Consider the following 21,930-nt stretch of genomic DNA (forward strand, 5'->3'; position numbering starts at 1 on the left):
TTTAAAACATATATCTACTCAAAGAAAAAGAAACGGACAGAATGGGCGAAAACGCTCTCTGGCCGTTTCTTTTATATTACTCACCTAAACACATATTAATAAAATCCATTAATCTTTCTAATAAAATCAACATAAGAGTGATTAGGTCCTATTCCCTGCCGCTTTAATTTATAAGGGTGATCCCCTAGTTTAACATTTCCGGTTTCGGTTGTGAAAGCTAATCGGATACCAGCCACTTTTGCTGCTTCAATCGTCTCATTATCATATTGACCAAAGGGATACGCTAAATATCTAATCCTTGTTGGATCGTCGTAAATTTTGCCAATATAGTTCTTCCCTTCCACAAGATCCTCTTCTATTTCATCTTGTGATTTGGATATTAAATAGGGAATCTGTGTTTCCCTTTCGCGTAAATGCATCAACAGTGTATGATGTTGGAAATCAAAGACGTCCGTTGTTTGCCTCATTTGTTGAAAACCCATATGCTGCAGTATTTGCGGGTCCCATGGTAGCTCAGCTGACCTCGTTTTTCCACCAATCACAAATGAAACAGCTTTTTGATTATTTTTTTTCAAAATCGGGTAAGCATACATTAATTGTGATAAATAGTTATCATCGAAAGAGATTACAGCAACCTTCCCCGTTAAATTCTGTTTGTGAAGTAAATAATCCTCTAACTCATCTAAAAGAATAGTTCTCCAGCCGTTATTCTTCAAATAATTCATTTGAAGCTCAAACGATGAAACTTTAATGACCATCGCATTTGTATTGAAAGGTGTGTCCTCTGGTTCCTCAAGCATATGATGGTACATCAAAACAGGTATTCCTGTGTCCTCATAAACATTACTGCCATGTATATATCCAGATTGACCCGCCACATTAACTAAATACCAATCCCCTATTTTCTTTACAATCGGGTAACGAATATTTGTATTAATGACAGCAATCGGTTGGCTACCTTTTGCTGTTTCTTTAAAAATGAAAGTTGACTTTTTCGTAATGACTACTTTGTTTGAATTTTTCCAAAGTGTAGGTAAGATAAGCCCTTCATTTAAGACATTTTTTATATAAGCTTCCTTTTTCACGATTCCTGTACCATTTCCGAAAGGAAGATAATAATTAACTTCATCCTCATCTAAAACTTGGTACGTCTGACCTGTTAATAATTGACCGATGATGACCGATTTGCCATCGATTTGGTCGTATACCGGGACTGTTTTTTCGGTGGTAATTTGATTTATGTTTTCCGCCCCGTATGCTATTTTTTCAATTGATAGCATGGAAAAAACGATGACAAAACAGATAAACAATACTTTGAAACTACAATTCTTCCACATTTCTCCTCTAAAACCCTTTCTCTCTATCTAACTATTTCTAATATATAGAATCCTATCTCAATATTATAAACGAAAATCGTAATTATGCACTTAATTTTATAGAAAATTGTCGGATTTTGTCACAAAGAACATAAAAGTGGAAAGTACCCACTTATCGTTGAAAAGTAAAAGATAAACTGGTGTGAAGTTTGTTCTTTAACCTTCATGACAGATTGACTTTTGACTTCGAGTATTTGGTGCCTGGAGCTAGATAAAATTAAAAGGCATCAATTTTATATAAGGATGGCATTTGTACACTAAGGTTTGATATTGGGGACAACGTGATCTTCCATTAAATAATTTAAAAGCTTTCTTCAATTTAAATTTGATTACTTCATTTCATTTTATTTTACAAAAACTTTCTTAAATTATGCTCGGAATGACATTCATACAGCAGCTTATATAAGAGAAACTTAAAAAATTATCATTGATACGAATAATTAGAAAGCAAACTGTGGACTACTAAATGACAGATATGTTTTCGTCAGTTTAACTTCATTATTCTTTTCAGGTGGTGGTTCATTGCGCAAATAATTTGACGGTATTTTTGTCTACTTTGCACATAAACATTTATTTTTTGGGAATCATGTTATTGAAAACTTTGAAAGAAGGTGGATTATAGTGTTGCAAGTTATTCGTCACGAATTAAAGCAAGAAGGTAATCAAACCACGATTTATCTATACTTAGATCCAAGTTTGACCGAATTCGCTCGGGAGTTAGGCGAAAAAGGCTCCGATGAGGATTTAAATCGTTCCATAGCTAGTTACGTTAAAAAGAAATTTCCAAACCTAAAAGATGCAACAGTAAAGGTTATGGTTGGTTCCATGCTTGTTACAACGTTTGCAATGACTCCTGCTCTAGGCCTCTTCAAAGGTGACAAAGCAGAAGCCGCTGAACTAACAGCGCAAACAACTGCTGCTACAGGTGATTTTACAGACCTAACTGGAGTAACAGACCAAGAAACATTAGCTGCGATTAAGGATTTAAAAGAACGTGGCATGATTCAAGGCTTTGAAGATGGAACATACAAGCCTGGTGAAAAAATTAATCGAGGAACATCTGCACTTATGTTCTATCGAGCACTAGGATTAAAACCAACTGACACAGTAAAGTTCCCTGAAATTAATAAGGATTCAACCTTTTATGAAGCTGCACAAGCACTTGGTCAAAAAGGTGTATTTGAAGGATATAAAGATGGAAAATACCATGGTGAGCAAGCTCTTTCATTAGAACAAGCTGCTAAAGCATTAGTTAGCGCATATGGCTTAAAAGCCGTACCTGGAGCTGCAACACCAGACACATCTAAAGTTTCTACTTCCTTAAAAGAAGCAGTCACCGTCGCTTTCCAAAACGGAGTATTAACCCAAGCTGATATCGATCGTGCCAAAGACCAAGTTGATCGCGCCGACTTTGCGAAGTATGTAAAGCGTGGCTTAGATGTATATGAACAAGCAAATCCAGCGGTTGTAGACGTAGCGTCCGCTACTGTGACTAGCCCTACAACAACAGTTGTTACATTAGATAAAGCAAAAACAGGACTAACAGCTAAGAACTTTGCTGTTAAAGTAGATGGCAAAACCATTACACCTACTAATGTTGCTGCAAGTGCAGATGGGAAAACTTATACCCTTACTCATGAGGATTTAAGTGGGAAAGCCGGAAAAATCAATATTAACGGAAAAGACTTTGAATTTGATTTTGGTGCGCCATCAGTAAAAGAAGTAGCAGCAATTAATGCAAATGAAATACGTATCTCTTTTAACAAAGAGCTGGATAAAGCATCTGCAGAAACGATAGCCAATTATTCAATTAACAATATTGATTTAAAAGGCGGCGATACAGCTACACTTCAAGATGATAAGAAAACCGTTATTATTAAGCTTGCAGCAACTGGGGCAATTGGTAGTGAACTATTAACAAACAATACCCATTATCAAATAACGGCTAAAAAGGACATCCTACTTGCTACTGGTGATAAGCTAGGAGCGGATCAGGCGAATATTCTAGCCTTTAATGATACAGGTAAGCCAATTGTTACATCTGTAAAGCCATCCGAAAATAAAAGTATTACTTTAAGCTTTAATGAAAGATTAGACCCGGCTACGAAACCAACTGTTGTCATTAATGAACGAAATCTTACTGCTGCAAATGTGACCGTTAATGCAGATGGTACAGTTACTTTAGCTGCTAATGATCCAGTCATAGCAGGTCTAGAAAATAATAAATCCTACACAATTGTCGTTTCGGGGGCAAAGGATCTAGTAGGAAATACAATGGATCTTTATTCAACAAACTTCAATTATTCCATTGTCAATGTCGCTCCAGCTGTAAGTTCTATTAAAGTTGATGGCGAAAATGTCTTTGAAATTACATTTGACGAAAATCTAAGTGCAGATCTTGCTAATGGCTCTACCTTAAAGGTGTATAAAGGAACAACCCCACTGACTCCAGATGCAGTGACAGATGTCAATAATGATAATAAAACGTTTAGAATTACATTACCATATGGCTCTGTTTATGCTGCTGGTGAAGACTCTTCTGACATAAGGGTTGTCCTCGAAGGATATAAGGATGCTCAAAATAATGTCGGAGTTAATAAAGAACAGACCGTTTCATTTGTGAAGGATACCATTAAACCAACAGTCCAAAAAGCTGAATACAAAAACGGTGATGTCACATTAACATTCTCTGAAGCACTAGGAGCTAAAGCTGCTGCTAGCTATTCGGCTAATATGTTTGTCACTGACTTAAATGGAGTTCGTTATGATGTGAGAACAACTTTATCAGCATCTGGTGCAAAAGAATTATTGGCACCAAATGCGATTACAGCAGGAGCTAAGACACTTGTTCTTGATGCTTCCAATTTACCTGATGGCGCATATACATTAAATGTCCAAGCAGGGGCATTCTCAGATCAAGCGAACACTCCTAATGATAATGCAACACAAAATATTTCCTTTACAAAGGGAGCAGCAGCTACAACTGATACAACTGCACCTGCTGTAGTTAACGTTGCTGAAAAGAGTGGAACAAAAGGAGTCTTCACTGTTGAATTTGATGAACCTGTTAAAGGTGGCGCTGTTGTAGGGTCAGCAACAAACCCTGCTAACTACCTAATTAATGGTTCAGCAATCCCATCTGATTCAACTATTTATTTAAGTACGGATAAGAAGACAGCAACGGTTACCTTACCTGCTGGTTCAATAACAAGTTCTGGAACTAAGTTAATTACGGTTAAAGATGTTCATGATTTAGCAGGTAATATGATGAACCAAGTGACTGTAACTGCATCCTTAACTGATAATTTAAAACCAGAGTTAAAATCAGCTTCCATTAATGCTGCAAATAGCCTTGTATTAACCTTCAGTGAAGCATTTGGCACAGCTGCAGGTCAGCCGGTTGATGCTGGTGACCTATTGATTAAAGTAAATGGTGCAACAGTTCCTGATGCACAAGTCACAAAAGATACAGCCGATCCAACAAAATATGTCATAACATCTCCAACCATGAGCTTTGCTACAGGAACAGTTGAAGTTGAAGTAAAAGCAGATGCAGATGCGGTAGATATTAGCGGTAATACGATTAAAACAGGTACAAAACTAACAGCAACACGATAATGGGACATGGGGACAGTAAACTGTCCCTCTTGTTCATAACTATTTTTGTCTGATGAAATGATAAGAAATGAAGTCCTGTAGAGAGAAATTCTACAGGGCTTTCTTCTTTTTCTATGTACGAATTGTTACAATATAAAGAGATGAACCATGATAAGAAACATTTACTATAAACGATAATCAAATGGTTAAGAATTACTCGATGAACCATCATTAGTTGAAAAGTGGAGAAAAAGCATAAGGGCTTGTCGTTCCAATTGAACATGCGAAGGATTTACTAGATTAATAAAGGACTTGTTGGAATATTCCCGCAGATTTTTCTTTTTATGGAAGTATTTGATTTTGCAAACAATTAATCAAAGCAATCTCACCTCCTTTATTCTTTATTATGCACAGAGAAAATTGATGAATCTAAAGGAAGCTTGCCCCATATTTGCCAAATAATTAAACATTTATTAGAAGAACGTTCAACAGCGTAATTCCATATTGGACTTTTCTTTTTTAATGCATGAATACTGAAAGGATTGTTACAATAAGAGTAGAAGAGTCTTGAAAGGAATTTGTACAAATGAACAATGATGCAAATGAAAAGGATTTAATTGATGATGAGCCACCGTTAGAGGATTTTTTTCTGGTTGAGGAAGTGGATGAAAAGACTATTCGGCGTAGGAAGCGAAGGGGCTTTTTTCTAAAAACTGGTGCTATTGTTTTGGCGTTTGTGTTTTTAATAAATGGTTTAGCCATTTGGACTGATGTCATTAATATCCCGGCGCTTGAGTTTGTTAAAACGTCATACCGGTTATCCCAAAAAGAATCGATTCAAACTGCTAAACAAGCTGTTGTTAAAATTGAAGGTAATGGTGTCAAAGGCACTGGCTTCAATATAAATGAGGATGGACTCATTATTACGAATTCACATGTTGTTGAAAAAATGATCTCGATTAATATTTATTTTCAAAATAATAAGGTTTTTAAGGGTCGGGTGATTAAAAATAGCCCTGAACTTGATATAGCCATTGTAGAAATTGATGGTGAGAATCTACCTATATTGAAGCTTCAAGAGACACAAAAATGGAAAGAAAACGATCATGTCTATATTATTGGCAATCCCCTTGCCTATACACAAATTGCTAATGAAGGAAGTATTAAAGGGATGGCCATGATGAATGACCGATCCACACCTGTCATGACCATAACTGCTCCAGTATATAGAGGGAATAGCGGTAGTCCCGTGTTGACTGAGGATAACGAAGTCATTGGGGTTGTGTACGCTACTACTGTTCCAAAACTCTTGGGAAATGAAAAAGCTTCAGGTCTGGTTGTTCCGATTGAGCTAGTGAAGGATCTTTTAGAAAAGTAGGAAAAGATAACCTAAGGATTATAAATTCAGAACCAAAAAATCCCCCACAATTAAGGATACACTAATTAATACGAAAATTCTAAATAAGAAAGGCACTCGCCTATTAGACTCTGCTAATAAGGGAGTGCCAATTTAATGTAGAGCTACTTAGACAGAGGCAGACTTCTAAATCATTTTTTTATTCAGCCCTGCTCTTTGCTCTTCTCTATTCTTTAACTCTATTTGATATTTAACCAACTCTGTTACATCTAATTTCTTTTTCCTGCTCTCATTAACAATCACATGCATGCTTTTTGAAGTATTAATGTTTTTTTTAACAAAATCAGCTATCACTTTCTTGTCTACATTCTTCTTCGTTAACATTTCTACAGCATCCGAAACCGTCTTTACTATATCACTATACTTTTTCGCATGAAATAACTTATTGACAATGGCTTGATACTGCCCTATTACGTTACCCACTTGCCTTGAGTCTGGCTTGCCATTGAACATTCTGATGGATTGGGCTGTCTTGTTTACCTTTGCTAGTTCTTTGGTTGCTTCTTTCCAATCCTTCAGCTTTCTTTCCATTACGCGTTCAGCCAGATTAGCTTGATTTTTTAAAATTACTGCTTCCGCCTTTGCTTTGATCTCTGCTTGTACCTTGGCTTTAGCTTCGGCTTTCGCTTTGATTTCAGCTTTAATTTTTGCTTCAGCATCTGCTTTTATTTTAGCTTCAAGCTCTGCCTTTGCTTTGGCTTCAGCTATTTCCTTCGCTTCCTGTTCCGCCTTTGCTTTCGCCTCGGCTTCTGCCTTTTCCTTCGCTTCTTGTTCTGCTTTAGCTTTTGCCTCAGCCTCTGCTTTCGCCTTGGCCTCTTCTTCCGCTTTCGCTTCAGCCTCTGCTTTTTCTTTAGCATCCTGTTCTGCTTTCAATTTTTCCATCTGGTTTATCTCTTCTTGGCTCGGGCCACTTGGTATGGTAGGGGGAAGCTTAACCCCTACAGGTGGCATTGGTTCTTCAATTGCATTAGGGTCAGTGGTTTCTTCTTTCCCATTTTGGTCTTCAGATTGAATAGACGAAATCAAAAAATCCATTTCATCAATTACGACTATCATGCCCTCTACCACATTAATTGAATAGTCTGTTAGTTGTTGTTTCCCATCTTTATCCCAAAATGTGACTTCTGTTGCCCCTTCATTTTTAAAATTATTTTTACACTCCTCTAACGTCCTATCTAATTCAACTTTCTTAAATCGGAATATAACCTTTAAAACGATATCGCCTTGATCCGTTGTTAAATAAAGAACTGTATCAGTAGAAACAACTATTTCATCCGACAATATTTCATTTAAATCATTTTTAACAACTATATTCGTATAGTTACTCTTCTCGAGATCCAATTTTATTTTTTCGACTGTTTTTCCAAAGGGACCCACATCAATTTGAACTTCCTTTTCTAGTTGAAATATGTATTCTCCGCCATCCATTATGACTTTAAATCCATCTTCAATCACTACATCATCTGAAACATCATTACCAGATAAATCTTTAACAACAATAGCGATATTTGGATTTAACTCTTTCCATTTCCCTACTGTCATAATGCCTTGACTATTATCTAAAATGATTTTTTTTGTTGGGGATTCTTCATTAGCAAAAGCCGAAGCATTAGAAAAAATAATAGCCGACAGTATACCATTGACTATCATCTTTTTTAAAAAATTTCGTCTTTTTTTCTTTAGTCCATCGTTCAAAAAAATCATTATTCGGTCTCCCCAACAGATTATTCTTCGTGTATAGAAATAAAAAAGCCTATCACTTACCCTAAGTAAAAATCTAAATTCAGGGATGAATGATAAGCAGGTATTTTTATTCTATTAAAATAAAGGCAACCCGGCGATCATTGTTCCATGACTTTAGACCCGTAGCTTTGCGTCCCTTCCTTTCGAAAGGTTTGCCAATTTATAAGCGGAAGCAAACTTGTAAGCCCCGACATTACGATAATTACTTTCATTCTACCATTACTACCCTATTTAAGAAAGTGTTTTCAGGAAGAAAATCCCATACAAAATTTTACATTTAACTAGAGTTATTTTTCCGATAATTGTCATGTTCATAGTATAATAGAAGGAATGAGAGGTGAATAAAATTGAAAAAATGGTTGAACATATGGCTCACCTCGGCACTTGCCATATTGATGATCGCAACAGTAGCAAGGAATGAGCCAATAAGCCTTCCCTTGAAAGATACGAAAATGTCTTGGAGCTATTATCCTGAGGGCTCGCCAAAGGGATTGGTTGGAATTGCATCACCAGTCATTTCCTATCAAATTAACATCAAGGGTGCAGATGATGATTATCAACTCCAAATGCTCCTTAACGGAAAAAAAGTGAAAGCATCCTACGATCCAAAAACAGGTCTCTTAACCTATAAACCAAATAAACTATCTGGAAAACAAACCGTCAATGTCCAATTAATCGTCTATGAGGAAAAAGCCCTCGACATTTCCTGGAATTTTACTGTCGACACAAAGACGATCAATCCATTTTTGGAAAAAGATATGAATGTGTTATCGACAGTCCAAGAGGAAGCCGTTCAGCAAATCAATTCCTACCGAACGACATTGAAATTGAACACCATTTCAAAAAATCCAGTCCTTCAAAAGTCATCGCAAGCTCATTCGAATTATCTTGCAGCTCAAGGAGATTCCGGGCATGATGAATTTTTTGGAGTACCCGGATTTACTGGAGAAAACCCATGGAATCGTGCTGCCTATTTTGGATATTTAGGGACTGTTGGTGAAGGCATTACGTATAAAAAAGTGTCAGGACATAGTGGCATCGTCGACTTGATGGATGCACCTTACCATCGATTAAGCATCATCGACCCTTTCGTTGAAGAAGCAGGGGTAGGATTTAACAAACAAGGTGATATCGTTGTCAATTACGGAAATCCTACTTTAATGGACAAGCCATCCCAAATTGTCCTTTATCCACATAATGGTCAGAATAACGTGAAGAACAGCTGGTTTGTTGCGGAAACTCCCAATCCGCTACGTTTTTATCAGCTTAGTGACATTTTTGTCGGTTACCCGATTAGCTACGCCTATTTTTCAAAAAACAAGAATGATCAATTAATTGTCGAAAAAGTGTCTTTGACAAATGTGGCAGGTAAAGCTGTGCCATTTTATCCAGTCACTCCATCGATTGATGACCACGGACAACATCATGTGTTTATCATTCCAAAAGCGCCGCTTCAGCCAGGTACCAAATATAAGGCTGTCGTAAGCGCCAAAGTAAAGACAGAAAATGGAACAAAGGATGTCTCTAAAATCTGGACCTTTACAACGGCTGGGAAACTGGCTATCAAAGATATTTATTTCATCAAACATGATCGAGTCAATTTCATTCAAGTCGACACTTTAAGTGGCGACGATCCGAACCAAATTGTCACCATAGAGAAAAACGGCAAGAAATACCTGGAAAATAGACATCATCAGCAGGTCACCTACAAAACGATTACACCAGGAACCTATGTATTGAAAATAAACAGTCCTCTATTTAAAGAGGTAAAGAAATATACGATTACCATTTCAAAAAATACCGCCAAACGCATGCAGAACGATGGCGATTGGGTGGTGAAATGGTAGAGAGCACTCCTAGGGGTGCTTTTTTATTTGGTTGGGCAAGTCGAAGGAGGCAGAAATTAGGTCTAATTGTGACAAAGTCCGATAGAATGGTGAACTTGTCCGATAGCACCCGTGGTTTGTTCGATAGGCTCCAGTTTTTGTCCGATAACAGCAGAATCCAGTCCGATAGACTTCAATTTTTCAACCAGATGTTGTTTTTTCCAGTAAGAATACTGTAATTTTGCCTTCCGTCCCCTCTATTAAATCCTGCCAACGATTTCTTGCACCTATCTGCACCTGCTCACCTTCATTTTATGACCTCCGACCAACAAACTCTCTATGTTTTCTCCCACTCTTAACGGGCAGTAAGATCCCCAACTCAAGATTCTACGAGCACAAAGAAGATAGGTGGGGGTCAACTGCCCGTAAAGGTCCGATTGGTTCAACTAACCATCAGTGGGGAATGAAGCCGACTAAGAACACTACGTCCTGTAGCAACTTCGGCACTAGCACTTCCTGTACGTCGATAAACCCCACTGATAGAAGTTTCACTTTCTCCACATCTATCTCTATTGGATATTTTCCCTAGTGTGACAAACATACATTTTAAGAGATTTGGTTATATAACCAGTCCTCCCTATAACTGGCTGAATATAGATATAGGGAATAGGACATGTAGAGATATTTGTCTTATAACATTTAATAAGAAAGGAGAATTTTTCAATGACAATCATGATAGGAATGACAATTTTCGTTTTCGTAATGACTATGCTAGTCATTTTCTGGAGACCAGGGGGAATCAATGAAGCATGGCCAGCTTCCATTGGCGCTGGGATTATCTTTCTAATGGGGATAGTATCACGGTCTGATGTGGTCGATATTATAAGTAAAATAGGAGGTGCCTCAATCACGATTATGGCAACCATCGTAATGGCTGTCATATTAGAAAGCTTTGGTTTTTTTCACTGGGCAGCTGCCAGACTTGTTACTTTGTCTAGAAATTCAGGATATCGTCTTTACTGGTACATTCAGCTGTTATGCTTTTTAATGACCCTTTTATTTAATAACGATGGCAGCATCTTAATCACGACTCCGATCTTAATTTTACTTTTAAAAAATCTTCGACTAAAGCCACACCAAATGATTCCCTACCTGTTGAGTGGAGCATTGATCGCGACCGCTTCAAGTGCCCCGATTGGAGTAAGCAATATTGTCAATTTAATCGCCTTAAAAATTGTCCACATGTCACTTTACATGCATACCGCGATGATGTTTGTACCAGCTACATTAGGATTATTGTTTATGTCATGCCTCATGTTCATCGTTGTAAAGAAGAACTTGCCGAAAACCTTGCCTAGCAGCACTCATGATATCGAGGAAAGTTTTTTCACAAAACATTTCCATCCACTAAAAGGAACCATTTCCGTTGAAACAAAGAGTAAACGGACAAAATTCATGTTAAAAGTGCTCCTATTTGTTTTTATCATGCGATGCCTCCTCTTTGTTGCTTCATTCTTCGCTATCCCGATTGAAATCGTCGCAGTACTTGGATCGTTGGCATTGCTTTTATGGCGCTGGTACACCCTCGGAACAAATCCTTTAGATATTTTAAAAAAGACGCCATGGCATATCCTCATTTTCGCTTTCTCCATGTACGTCATCATTTATGGATTGCATAATTCAGGTTTGACCGACCTACTAGTTAAATTTTGCGAACCAATTGTCAACCAAGGATTGCTCCAAGCAAGCTTTATGATGGGTGGATTAGTTTCTATATTGTCGAACATTTTTAATAATCATCCTGCCCTAATGGTTGGGACGATTACCTTAACGGAAATGGGCTTGGACCCGATCACGCTAAAAACCATTTACCTTGCCAACATTATTGGCAGTGATATCGGTTCCCTGTTATTACCAATCGGAACACTCGCTTCACTCATTTGGATGCATATCCTAAGACAAAATAAAATCAAAATTAAATGGAAGGATTATTTAAATGTCTCATTAATCGTAATACCACTCGCAACCTTCGTTACGTTATTTCTATTATTCTACTGGGTGCAAATCGTTTTTGCTTAATATAAATTGGAGGAGATTCGATTGAGTAAAAATATATTAAAATATATAGGGAATCAAGTAAGTGTTCACGTATCGGGAGGGAACCAATTTAACGGAATTTTGACTGATCTTGGGCAAGATATTCTCGTCTTATATAATGGTAGACAATTCCTTTATATTCCCCTTTCTCACATTCATCAAATTCAACTTAATATCAATACAGAAGAGCATGTGAATCAACCGACCGAAGCTTTTTTAACGGAAGAGATGGATCCGGTCACGTTTCAAAAAGTATTAAACAATGCGAAAAACTTCTCAACTGAAATAGCTGTCGTCGGAAGCGAAACCTTCCATGGAGTCATAAAGAATGTGTACAATGATTATTTCACCTTTTATTCTCCCATCTATAAACTCATGTACATTCCAATCAATCACTTAAAATGGCTCATTCCCTACGCTAAAGGAACTACACCGTATACAATGACGAACGCAGATCCACCGAATATCCCTTTACTACACACGCTCGAGGAGCAATTACGAACGGAAATCGGCAAATTAGTTGTGTTCGATGGTGGAGAAGACCCCTTTAAGATCGGTTTACTAAAAAACGTCGAACAATCCATCGTCGAACTAACCATCGCCAGTGGAGAAGCTGTATTTTTAACCATTGATCACATCAAATCGGTCCAACTGCCGTAATGAAACAGACTACATTTGTTTTTTTCAAAAAAAAGAGGCTTTCGTTTTCCCCGAAAGACCTCTTCCTCAAACATTTAACTCTTAAAAGATGTACCTACCATTATCATATTAAAAATGTATAGGGAAAGTACCCCTTTTTGGTAAGAAAAATAAAATCAGAAAGAGTAAATCTGGAAAATGATTTACTCTTTTTCTTTGGGTGAGTTTTTTAACATTTAAGAATTTGTTTAACAAACACAGTGAAATCCTCTGCCCATTTTCCTGAAATCATCCAAATTTATTGACCACAACCCCACTTACAATACCGAATCCAAAAATTCCTTTGTCCGCTGTTCCTTTGGTTGAGAGAATAAATCTTTCGGATGTCCGACCTCAACGATTTTTCCATCATGCATATAGACGACCCAATCGGCTACTTCGCGTGCAAAACCCATTTCGTGTGTGACGACAATCATGGTCATGCCTTCTTCCGCTAGCTCCTTCATGGTGGCAAGAACTTCCCCTACTAGTTCTGGGTCAAGAGCAGAAGTAGGTTCGTCAAACAGCATGATTTCTGGCTTCATCGCAAGCGCCCTTGCAATGGCGACGCGTTGCTTTTGTCCACCTGATAATTTGGAAGGATAGACATTTTCTTTATCAGATAGGCCTACTTTTTTAAGCAGTCTGATCGCATCTTCACGCGCCTGATCCTTTGGTATATTTTTTACATAAACAGGGGCTTCCATTACATTTTCAATAACCGTTTTATGCGGGAATAAATAGAAATGCTGAAACACCATTCCGACCTGGCTTCGCACCTTATTCAAGTCATGCGTGTGCTGTTCAATTTGCTCCCCAGTAATAAGAATATTTCCACTATCCTTTAATTCAAGGAAATTCAAGCAGCGCAGGAGTGTGCTTTTTCCAGAACCACTGGCTCCAATCAAGCAAACCACTTCGCTTTCTTTCACTTCCATATCAATATCCTTTAGGACGTGGAGCTGGCCAAATGATTTATTTAATTTTTCCACTTTAATTTTCATCGATTTACTCAAAATTCGGTCTCCTCCTTTCCTTTAATCACTGCTGGCCATTCGTTTTTCCATTTTTCTAACAAGAATCATGAAGAATAAAACAAGCACTAAATAATAGACAGCAACAATTAATAAGAAGGTCATATAATCATAGTTATTTGAACCGTACGTTGTCGCCACATTGAATAGCTCGTACATTCCGATAAAGGAGGCGAGCGACGAATCTTTTAAGGCAATGATGAACTGATTTCCCAAAGGCGGCAGTGCCCGCCGAAAGGCTTGTGGAAGAATAATTCGCCTCATCGTTAATTTAACCGACATCCCAAGCGATCGCCCAGCCTCCATTTGCCCTATATCGATCGACTGGATTGCTCCTCTGAAAATTTCAGCAATATACGCCCCATTATGGAAGGCAAGACCTAATACCACTGACCAAAACTGAGAAATATTCAACGACGTTAATCCAAAGTAAAAGACAAATATTTGTACAACCAACGGAGTGCCCCGAACGAGGAAAATGTAAATATCGGCAATCCATTCTAAAACCTTTACCTTAGAAATTTTGAAAAAAGCAAAGAAAAGTCCAATAAAAATAGCGATAAAAATAGAGACAACCGTCAATTCAAAGGTTAATAGCATCCCTCTCAAGAAAACAGGATACGTATCAATAAATTTAGTTAAAAAATCCAAAAGCCTACCTCCTTCCGATTATTATTTTTCAAAACCATATGCCAGGAAGGAGTTCCTAGCATATAGTTGTTATTCCGTATTATTCCTTCTCAGGATCGACCGTGATATCTTCACCGATATATTTCTCACTAATTTTCGCTAATGTGCCATTTTCTCTTAATGTTTCAAGCGCTTCGTTCACCTTTTCTAGCAGCTTTTCATTTCCCTTTGCGATCGCAATCGCTTGTTCACTTCGGCCGAGCAATTCTTTACCGACAATCTTCATTCCTGCTCCGATCGCTTCTTTACCTGTAATAAAATCGGTAATTACGGCGTCATGCTTTCCTCTACTAAGTGCCTCTAAAGCCGTCACATCGCTATCATAATATATGATATTTTTCGAGATGGGACCTGCGATATCCGCATAAGTTGAGCCCTTTGAAACGGCAATTTCTAAATCCTTCAAACTATCAAGCGTTTCGTTCGAACTATCTGGACGAACAAAAACTTGCGGGCCAGAATAATAGTATGGGGTAGAAAAATTCACTTCTTTTAAACGCTCTTCATTAATCGTGTGACTCGCAACCGCTGCATCAAAACGCCCTGACTTGACACCTTCCACAATCCCACCAAATTTAAACTTTTTCTGAACCGGATCCAATCCTAGCTCCTTAGCGACCGCGTTGCCGACATCAATATCAAACCCAGACATTTTTCCTTTTGCATCGGTCACACTAAACGGCTTAAATTCACCTGATGAAGCAAAAGTAAATTTCCCCTTCTCTGCCAAATCCATGCCATCCGTTGATCCGCCCTTCGAACCGCATGCAGTTAATGCCATGATCGAAGCCCCTATCAGTATCCCTTTCAGCCACTTTTTCACTGTACTGTTTCCCCCTCTATTTTAAAGTTTCTCTTTACCATTCCTATGCATTCTTTTTTGTAAAAATCACTCTATCAACGCTATTTATTTGCCAAGCCCCTTACTATTGGAGAAAACTGACAAATTACTAGAATGGCAACTTTTTAAAAATTATAGTTATCTCGACGGAATAACTGAAAACGCTAACTAAATTAATTTATTAGTGGCACATTAGTTTATTTAATTAAAAAATCGCCCTCATAACTGAGAAAGAGCAATTCGATAAAAAAATAGATTCTAGATATGGTAGAAGTACCCGGGAATACAAAGAAAAGCGCGCTTTCCGAAAGGTAAAGACAGTGGAAAACTTTGAACAACTACTTTCAAATTATGAACCGATGATATATAAAATCATCCGTTCACTGAACATTTACAAAAACCATCAAGAATTCTATCAACTTGGGCTCATTGGTCTTTGGGAAGCCAGCAACCGATTTAACCCTACCAAAGGAAACTTCACAAATTACGCTTACACGTATATAAAAGGGCTGTTTCTTACTGAAATGAATCGATCGAAAAAACATGAAGAGAGAACGGTACGCGCAGAGGAGGATTTTTGGGAATTAATCGAAGATACCCATTTCGACGATTCAATAACAAAAAAGCAACTTCTCCCCTTCTGTAAGTACTTAACCGACAATCAGAAAAAATGGCTTTTTCTTACATGCGTAAGTAGTCTTTCAGTTAAGGAAATCGCCGAAAAGGAAAATGTCTCTCTTTCTGCTGTGAAAAATTGGCGGGCAGGTGCGCGGGAGAAATTGAGAGTCGTGATGAATAAATGATTGCATTGGTCAACCGAGATCTTCGGTTGGCCTTTTTGATGGCTCAACTTAGCTGGTCTTCTATCAGTGATATTTTCCCACTTAAGATAGCGTAAATTTTTCCGATATAACATAGTGAAAAAAATACATAAAGGGAGACAAACAACATGAAATTCACCGTTGGGAGAAAATTGTATGCCGGCTTCTTGGCTGTAACGCTTTTACTAGCATTAATTTCCTGGGTCGGTTATGCACAAATGGCATTTGTCGATAAAGTCTATACGAACTTCCTAGATGACCGCGTAAAACAAATGCTTCTCATTAAAGATATGAATAGTACGATGAATTATCAACAGGTTACCGCAAGAGGCTATTTATTACTAGCAACCGAAAAACAATTGGAAGAATACAATTCTGCCAAACAAGAGTATTCAAAAATCACAGCTGAACTAGAGAAAATGATGAAGTTTCCTAAAGGAAAAGAATATTTTCATTCCCTTGAAAGGCTTGCGATCAGCTATGACAACAATGTCCAAGAAGCCTTTGCTCTTAAAGATCAAAATGACGAAGGATATCTTGGAGTTATGAAAACGAAAATGGCTCCACAGGTTGAGGCTTATTATAAACTTTCCGGAGAATTTATGAAGTTCCAACAGGATCTATTAATGAAAGAAAAGGAAGAAATTGAACAACGAGTTGCAACTGTAAAATTAATCATTCTTTCAGTCAGTATTTTTGCTGTCGTTTTAGCAGTTGCGATTGCCTTCTTTATTGGTCGTGCGATCACAAAGCCTATCCTTCAGGTTAATTCACAATTAAAAGAGATTGCTGAAGGTGAAGCAGATTTAACAAAAGAAATAACTATAAAGTCGAAAGATGAGCTAGGTGATTTGGCTCATTATTTTAACCAAATGATTGCCAACCTTCGCACACTCATTCGACAAGTGGCGGTGACGACTGAACAAGTCGCAGCAAGCTCCGAACAATTAAATGCGAGTGCGGAAGAAACCTCTAATGCTACCGAGCATATTACGTCTGTCATTCAGGACGTGGCTTCGGGTATTGAGAAACAAGTGAAAAACACAACCGAAAGTGCCAACTCGATCCAAGATATGGCTACAGGTATCCAGTCCATTTCGAAAAATGCGCAACAAGTATCGAATTCAATGGATCATTCAACTGAACTGGCCAACAATGGAAATCAATCCGTTCGCCAAGCTATTCAACAAATGAACGCCATTAGTGATACCGTTGAAGAACTTAGTCATTCTGTAAGAAATTTAGGTGCTCGGTCGAATGAAATCGGCAACATTGTTGAAGTGATTTCTGGAATAGCCGCTCAAACAAATTTACTTTCTTTAAACGCTGCCATTGAAGCAGCCCGTGCTGGAGAACACGGAAAAGGCTTTGCGGTCGTGGCGGATGAGGTCCGAAAACTAGCAGAACAATCCGCACACTCAGCCAAACAAATTACCGATCTTGTCGAAGCGATTCAAAGCGAAACAGAAAAGACTGTTTCCTCCATGATCGACGCATCAAGCCGGGTGTCCCAAGGAATTGAAGTCGTCAATGAAACAGGCGAATCTTTTGGGAAAATCGTCGGTTCCATGTCCGATGTTTCCTTACAAATCGAAGAAGTATCTGCAGCCGTCGAACAGCTTGCTGCTGGTGCTGAACAAATCGTCCAATCCATTAACGAGGTGACCAAAATTTCGAATGAATCAGCCACTGGAGCGGGTAGCGTCGCATCTGCATCCGAAGAACAACTAGCTTCCATGCAGGAAATTACCGCATCAGCTACTTCACTATCAAAAATTGCCGAGGATCTGCAGGTTTTGGTAAATCGATTTAGAGTTTAGTTTGAGGGAACCGGCTTATCGGTCAAAAAGGAGTGCTAGCTTTGGGCTAGGCACTCCTTTTTTTACTACAAAAGTGCGGTTGTCCTTTTCACACGAACATACTCTTAGTTTTGTCCATTATTCGCAGTACTCCATGAGGACCGAATGTGAGGGGGCGAATAGATTCCACCTCCTATCGGACAAGTTCAACGTTCTATCGGACTGAATTCCTTTTCTAACGGACAAATACTCCTTTCTATCGGACAAAAATCAAAGTCTATCGGACAAGTTCACAAATCCGACACAAAATGAAGCTGATTTGAGCAATTTTTCAAACATAACAGCCTCTAAAAATAACTCGCTTCAAAAAAACGTCCACCACAAAACAAATAGCCCTACTATCCATAGAATAGTAGAGCTCATTTCCAATTTGCTAGTCTAAAACCCAGTCTCCCCCAATTTCTCCTCCACAAACCTCTTCAATTCCACAAATGTACTCTCTTCAAACGGTGACTTTAAGTTCCCTGCCTCGATCAGCTCAGAGAACGATTTACTTCCACCTAAACGGCACAGTTGCATATATGTTTCCCATGTCTCGCTCCAATTTTCATTAGCCATACGCCAAAATTCAAGCGCACAAACTTGCGCGAGCGCGTAGTCGATGAAATAGAACGGAACTTCATAAATGTGGATAATTTCCTGCCACATTCCACCCTCATGTAAGAACGGAATATGATCGTTGTCGCGGTCAGGCATGTATTTTTTCTCAATTCTCGCCCATAAATCCTTTCTCTCTTGCGGCGATAATTCTGGGTTTGCATATACTTCATGCTGAAACTCATCCCCAGCACACATTCTAGGTAATTTAACAAGACTATCATTCAATTGAGCAAATCTATGTTTCTCGGAATCTTCTTTGAAAAATTTCTCCGCCCACGGCAACACGAAGAACTCCATACTCATCGAAAAGATTTCTGATGCTTCCATCGTTGGGAAGAAATATTCTGGCTGCTCTTGTTCTTTAAGGGCTAAATACGCCTGAAACGCATGACCAACCTCGTGCACTAACACCCTAATATCATTGGATGTCCCATTGAAATTAGCAAACACGAAAGGTGCTTGCTGCTTCCATAGATATGTGCAGTAACCGACATTTGCTTTTCCATTTCGATTCACTAAATCAAATAAACCTCTATCAGTCATTTCCTCGTAAAATTCTTTCGTCTGTGAAGATAGTTCACTGTACAGCTCTCTTCCTTGCTCAACAATCCAGTCTGGATCGCCCTTCGGAGTAGGATTACCACTTGGGAACTGAAATCTTTCATCATAAATCTTCACCCTGTCAACACCGATTCTTTGACGTTGCTTCTCAATAAGATCGGATGCTAAAGGAACGATATGCTTCAAAATATTCTCACGGAATGCGGCCGCAGAATTGGCATCCCATCCCGTTCGATTCCATCTCAAGTAGGCTAACTCGGTAAAGGACTTAAACCCGAGCTTTTTGGCGATGGAGTCTCTGACTTTCACCATTTTATCGTAAATTTCATCGAACACTTCCGCGTTTTGATTGAAAAATACATACTTCGCACAAGCAGCGCTTTTTCTTACATCACGATCAGGATCAGTTAAATATTTATCCATCTGAGAAAGCGATCTTTCCCCGCCATCAAAAGGAATTTTTGCCGTAGCAATGAGCTTCTGATATTCACTCGTCAGCCGGTTTTCTTCTGCTAAAAGATCCATCACATCAGGAGAGAAGATTTTCACTCTCGATTCCGCTACACGAAATAACTGACTTCCCAACACTTGCTCCAGCTCGGCTCTAAAAGGCGTTTCTAACAGGGCACGATAATACTGAGAATCAACACTTTCATATTCAGGACTTTTTTCGTTAAAAAAAGCAAACTCCGCTTCATAAAAAGGATCCGTCGTATCCAATGTATGTCTAATATGGGCAATCGTCTGAGCGGATTCAAACTCTTTTCTCAGCTCATTGATTTTCCCAACAGCTACAAGCTGCTCCTTCGCACTCGCAGCACCTTTAAAAACTTCAATAAGTTGACCCAGCTCCTGCTTTACTTTTTCAATATCTGGTCTTATATAAGCAAACTCATTAAATTTCATGTGTTGTTCCTCCAATTAAAAACTGACTATATAGTTTATATTAACGACATTTTGAGAAATTCGCAACATTATTGTGTGAATTTTTCGTATATATAAATTCTATCAAACCACCCTTTGCGAAATCACATCTACGAGCAAATTTGCTAGTCTCTCCGTCAATTCGCCAGATGGATCCTTCAAAGGCGAGAACTCCGTCAATTCTATCCCAATCATTCTTTCATCATTTAATAACTCTCTTAGTACCATGTGACATTCTTGAAAAGTCAATCCATCTGCACTAGGAAAATAAGCAGCAGGCATTTCACTTTCTTTGATCACATCGACATCGAAATGAATAAAAATTTTCTTATTGGTTGGGAGCGTTGCCTTAAATTGCTGGATACAATTTTTTGTCCCTTCCTCACGTAACTCCTGCAATGATACCGTTTGGATCCCATCCAGTGATACTGGGAGAACGGAAAAGTCATGGCAGCCAATGACCGAAAAGGATGAGTAATTTACGGTGGCTGGTTTCTCCCAGAACATATTTTCATTGGATAAAAGCCACATCCCCATCGTTGCTGCCCCAACTCTCATATCATGTTTAGGGATAAAATTGTCCACATGGGCGTCCACAAGAACAACATGAAGATCCTCCCCATAATGGTTACTTAAAAAAGAGGTCGTACCAACAATGATGCTGCAATCTCCGCCTAGAATAAATAGAAAAGAATCTTTTTGATAGATTTCCTGCAAAGAATTCACTGTTGCGTCCCAAACCATTCTAGGAGATGGCCAGTTTAATATAGGCGGTGAAATATGTCTTGGCATACAATCTGGTAGCTTCACATTTCCTGCGTCAATGACTTCGATATTTTTTTCTAAAAATTTGTCAACTAACCCGGACTTTCGGATTGCTGATGGTGTTAATTCAGGTCCCGACACATGCCCACCATAAACAGAAGGAATGCCAAATAACGTCAATTTCATTTAAAAATCCTCCGATCCATACAGATTCTTTCTTCCAATACCCTTAATGGACTATTTAGTCTATTTAAATTATAAACTTTCATAAAAAAAAATAAAACAAATAGAGTGTGAGATCTTATAAGATTCCACACTCTATTTGTTTTCGAAATTTTTAAGTCACGGGTCAGTGGTGACATTTATTAGCTGACTCTAATTTCCAAGCACTATCCCAAACTGCTCCTGCATAGCGATTGTGCCTTTCTTTGTTAGAACGACAGCTCGACTTTTTTCCACTTTTGCTATCCATTCCTGATCAAAAAAACGCGTGGCTATTGCAGCACCTAGCCAGCCAGCAATATGATAGCGTCTTTCACTCCAGTCCAAACAAGGCTTGGCAAAAATTCTCCGTTTCACATTCGCCTCTTCCATATTAATGCCAAATTGATTGAACCATTTTTCTCCTTCCTCCGTTATTTGATATTCCCCATCTACAAGAATGACGATATTCTTCTTTAATAAAGCATCTAATACTTTCACGCCGAGCTCTCCCGCTAAATGGTCATAACAGGTTCTAGCATAGCGAACTTGTTTTAGCTGACTGGACTGCCTTAATGATCGGACTTGAACAGCCGGTGCGATTGTCCCTAATTTTTCAATCACCTCGGCCACCTCTTCATTGGCAATGCGGTAATATCGATGTCGACCATGTTGCTCGGCAATGAGGAGATTTCCTTCGACCAATTTAGCTAAATGGGAACTAATGGTTGGATGTGACACTTTTGCCATATACGCTAATTCGCTAGCTGGCAGTGCCTGACCATTCATTAAGCAATCTAAAATGATAGCCCTTGTCGGTTCAGCAATTAATTTTGCAATAAATGAAATATTCGGATATACATTCATATTTCGATGTTACCCTAAATGAAATCACATTAC

15 protein-coding genes, 1 pseudogene and 1 riboswitch are annotated in these 21,930 nt (G+C 38.4%); of the genes and pseudogenes, 8 read left to right on the forward strand and 8 right to left on the reverse strand.

The window, feature by feature from the left end:
* Positions 1 to 95: 95 nt before the first annotated feature.
* Positions 96 to 1,337 (reverse strand): polysaccharide deacetylase family protein, encoded by a 1,242-nt coding sequence (locus ACFSO7_RS02235; protein WP_377874949.1) that lies wholly within the window; start codon positions 1,335 to 1,337, stop codon positions 96 to 98.
* Between the two features lie 660 nt (positions 1,338 to 1,997).
* On the opposite strand from ACFSO7_RS02235, the gene ACFSO7_RS02240 reads away from it, so the two are divergent.
* Complete coding sequence (locus tag ACFSO7_RS02240) at positions 1,998 to 4,994, forward strand: Ig-like domain-containing protein (RefSeq protein ID WP_377874951.1); 2,997 nt, start codon at positions 1,998 to 2,000, stop codon at positions 4,992 to 4,994.
* 565 nt (positions 4,995 to 5,559) lie between these two features.
* Positions 5,560 to 6,351 carry a S1 family peptidase gene (locus tag ACFSO7_RS02245; protein WP_377874952.1) on the forward strand — a complete coding sequence of 264 codons (792 nt, stop codon included), beginning with the start codon at positions 5,560 to 5,562 and terminating at the stop codon, positions 6,349 to 6,351.
* 165 nt (positions 6,352 to 6,516) lie between these two features.
* Here ACFSO7_RS02245 and ACFSO7_RS02250 read toward each other — a convergent pair whose 3' ends face one another.
* Positions 6,517 to 8,094 (reverse strand): hypothetical protein, encoded by a 1,578-nt coding sequence (locus tag ACFSO7_RS02250; protein WP_377874954.1) that lies wholly within the window; start codon positions 8,092 to 8,094, stop codon positions 6,517 to 6,519.
* 121 nt (positions 8,095 to 8,215) lie between these two features.
* A riboswitch (cyclic di-GMP riboswitch) is annotated at positions 8,216 to 8,300 on the reverse strand.
* Positions 8,301 to 8,480: 180 nt separating this feature from the next.
* On the opposite strand from ACFSO7_RS02250, the gene ACFSO7_RS02255 reads away from it, so the two are divergent.
* The 3 genes from ACFSO7_RS02255 (at position 8,481) to ACFSO7_RS02265 (ending at position 12,716) form a co-directional block, all read left to right on the forward strand.
* Positions 8,481 to 9,980 carry a CAP domain-containing protein gene (locus ACFSO7_RS02255; RefSeq protein WP_377874956.1) on the forward strand — a complete coding sequence of 500 codons (1,500 nt, stop codon included), beginning with the start codon at positions 8,481 to 8,483 and terminating at the stop codon, positions 9,978 to 9,980.
* 702 nt (positions 9,981 to 10,682) lie between these two features.
* Positions 10,683 to 12,038, forward strand: a complete 1,356-nt coding sequence (locus ACFSO7_RS02260) for an arsenic transporter (protein ID WP_377874957.1) — start codon at positions 10,683 to 10,685, stop codon at positions 12,036 to 12,038.
* A gap of 21 nt (positions 12,039 to 12,059) precedes the next feature.
* Positions 12,060 to 12,716 carry a DUF2642 domain-containing protein gene (locus ACFSO7_RS02265; RefSeq protein ID WP_377874959.1) on the forward strand — a complete coding sequence of 219 codons (657 nt, stop codon included), beginning with the start codon at positions 12,060 to 12,062 and terminating at the stop codon, positions 12,714 to 12,716.
* 296 nt (positions 12,717 to 13,012) lie between these two features.
* Here the strand turns inward: ACFSO7_RS02265 and ACFSO7_RS02270 are convergent, their stop codons facing one another.
* From ACFSO7_RS02270 to ACFSO7_RS02280, 3 genes are all read right to left on the reverse strand, one after another.
* A complete protein-coding gene (locus tag ACFSO7_RS02270; RefSeq protein ID WP_377875085.1) occupies positions 13,013 to 13,738 on the reverse strand; it encodes an amino acid ABC transporter ATP-binding protein in 726 nt (241 codons plus the stop codon).
* Between the two features lie 33 nt (positions 13,739 to 13,771).
* The gene (locus ACFSO7_RS02275; RefSeq protein WP_377874961.1) at positions 13,772 to 14,419 is read right to left on the reverse strand and encodes an amino acid ABC transporter permease; all 648 of its coding nucleotides are present in this window, start codon (positions 14,417 to 14,419) and stop codon (positions 13,772 to 13,774) included.
* A 79-nt stretch (positions 14,420 to 14,498) separates the two neighbouring features.
* Positions 14,499 to 15,281, reverse strand: a complete 783-nt coding sequence (locus tag ACFSO7_RS02280; protein ID WP_377874963.1) for a transporter substrate-binding domain-containing protein — start codon at positions 15,279 to 15,281, stop codon at positions 14,499 to 14,501.
* A gap of 338 nt (positions 15,282 to 15,619) precedes the next feature.
* Between ACFSO7_RS02280 and ACFSO7_RS02285 the strand changes: the two genes are divergently transcribed.
* The 3 genes and pseudogenes from ACFSO7_RS02285 (at position 15,620) to ACFSO7_RS02295 (ending at position 17,940) form a co-directional block, all read left to right on the forward strand.
* Positions 15,620 to 16,102 carry a sigma-70 family RNA polymerase sigma factor gene (locus tag ACFSO7_RS02285; RefSeq protein WP_377874965.1) on the forward strand — a complete coding sequence of 161 codons (483 nt, stop codon included), beginning with the start codon at positions 15,620 to 15,622 and terminating at the stop codon, positions 16,100 to 16,102.
* Positions 16,103 to 16,248: 146 nt separating this feature from the next.
* Positions 16,249 to 17,001 (forward strand): annotated as a pseudogene (locus ACFSO7_RS02290) (HAMP domain-containing protein); the annotation flags it as partial.
* On the forward strand, positions 16,993 to 17,940 hold the full coding sequence (locus tag ACFSO7_RS02295) for a methyl-accepting chemotaxis protein (RefSeq protein WP_377875087.1): 948 nt from the start codon (positions 16,993 to 16,995) through the stop codon (positions 17,938 to 17,940). The pseudogene ACFSO7_RS02290 and the gene ACFSO7_RS02295, both read left to right, overlap by 9 nt.
* Positions 17,941 to 18,357: 417 nt before the next feature.
* Here ACFSO7_RS02295 and ACFSO7_RS02300 read toward each other — a convergent pair whose 3' ends face one another.
* The 3 genes from ACFSO7_RS02300 to ACFSO7_RS02310 all read right to left on the reverse strand — a co-directional run bounded on the left by ACFSO7_RS02300 (position 18,358) and on the right by ACFSO7_RS02310 (position 21,897).
* On the reverse strand, positions 18,358 to 20,046 hold the full coding sequence (locus ACFSO7_RS02300) for a M3 family oligoendopeptidase (RefSeq protein ID WP_377874967.1): 1,689 nt from the start codon (positions 20,044 to 20,046) through the stop codon (positions 18,358 to 18,360).
* Between the two features lie 102 nt (positions 20,047 to 20,148).
* The gene (locus ACFSO7_RS02305) at positions 20,149 to 21,015 is read right to left on the reverse strand and encodes an arginase family protein (protein ID WP_377874969.1); all 867 of its coding nucleotides are present in this window, start codon (positions 21,013 to 21,015) and stop codon (positions 20,149 to 20,151) included.
* Between the two features lie 189 nt (positions 21,016 to 21,204).
* Positions 21,205 to 21,897, reverse strand: a complete 693-nt coding sequence (locus ACFSO7_RS02310) for an ArsR/SmtB family transcription factor (protein WP_377874971.1) — start codon at positions 21,895 to 21,897, stop codon at positions 21,205 to 21,207.
* Positions 21,898 to 21,930: the final 33 nt, after the last annotated feature.

The sequence above is a fragment of the Bacillus sp. CGMCC 1.16607 genome, from assembly GCF_042683745.1.
Taxonomy (GTDB): Bacteria; Bacillota; Bacilli; order Bacillales; family Cytobacillaceae; genus Pseudoneobacillus.

Coding starts and splice junctions, on each gene's coding strand:
- ACFSO7_RS02235 (WP_377874949.1), bottom strand. CDS start 1,337: ATGTGGAAGAATTGTAGTTTCAAAGTATTGTTTATCTGTTTTGTCATC.
- ACFSO7_RS02245 (WP_377874952.1), top strand. CDS start 5,560: ATGAACAATGATGCAAATGAAAAGGATTTAATTGATGATGAGCCACCG.
- ACFSO7_RS02270 (WP_377875085.1), bottom strand. CDS start 13,738: ATGAAAATTAAAGTGGAAAAATTAAATAAATCATTTGGCCAGCTCCAC.
- ACFSO7_RS02260 (WP_377874957.1), top strand. CDS start 10,683: ATGACAATCATGATAGGAATGACAATTTTCGTTTTCGTAATGACTATG.
- ACFSO7_RS02250 (WP_377874954.1), bottom strand. CDS start 8,094: ATGATTTTTTTGAACGATGGACTAAAGAAAAAAAGACGAAATTTTTTA.
- ACFSO7_RS02310 (WP_377874971.1), bottom strand. CDS start 21,897: ATGAATGTATATCCGAATATTTCATTTATTGCAAAATTAATTGCTGAA.
- ACFSO7_RS02305 (WP_377874969.1), bottom strand. CDS start 21,015: ATGAAATTGACGTTATTTGGCATTCCTTCTGTTTATGGTGGGCATGTG.
- ACFSO7_RS02295 (WP_377875087.1), top strand. CDS start 16,993: ATGATTGCCAACCTTCGCACACTCATTCGACAAGTGGCGGTGACGACT.
- ACFSO7_RS02300 (WP_377874967.1), bottom strand. CDS start 20,046: ATGAAATTTAATGAGTTTGCTTATATAAGACCAGATATTGAAAAAGTA.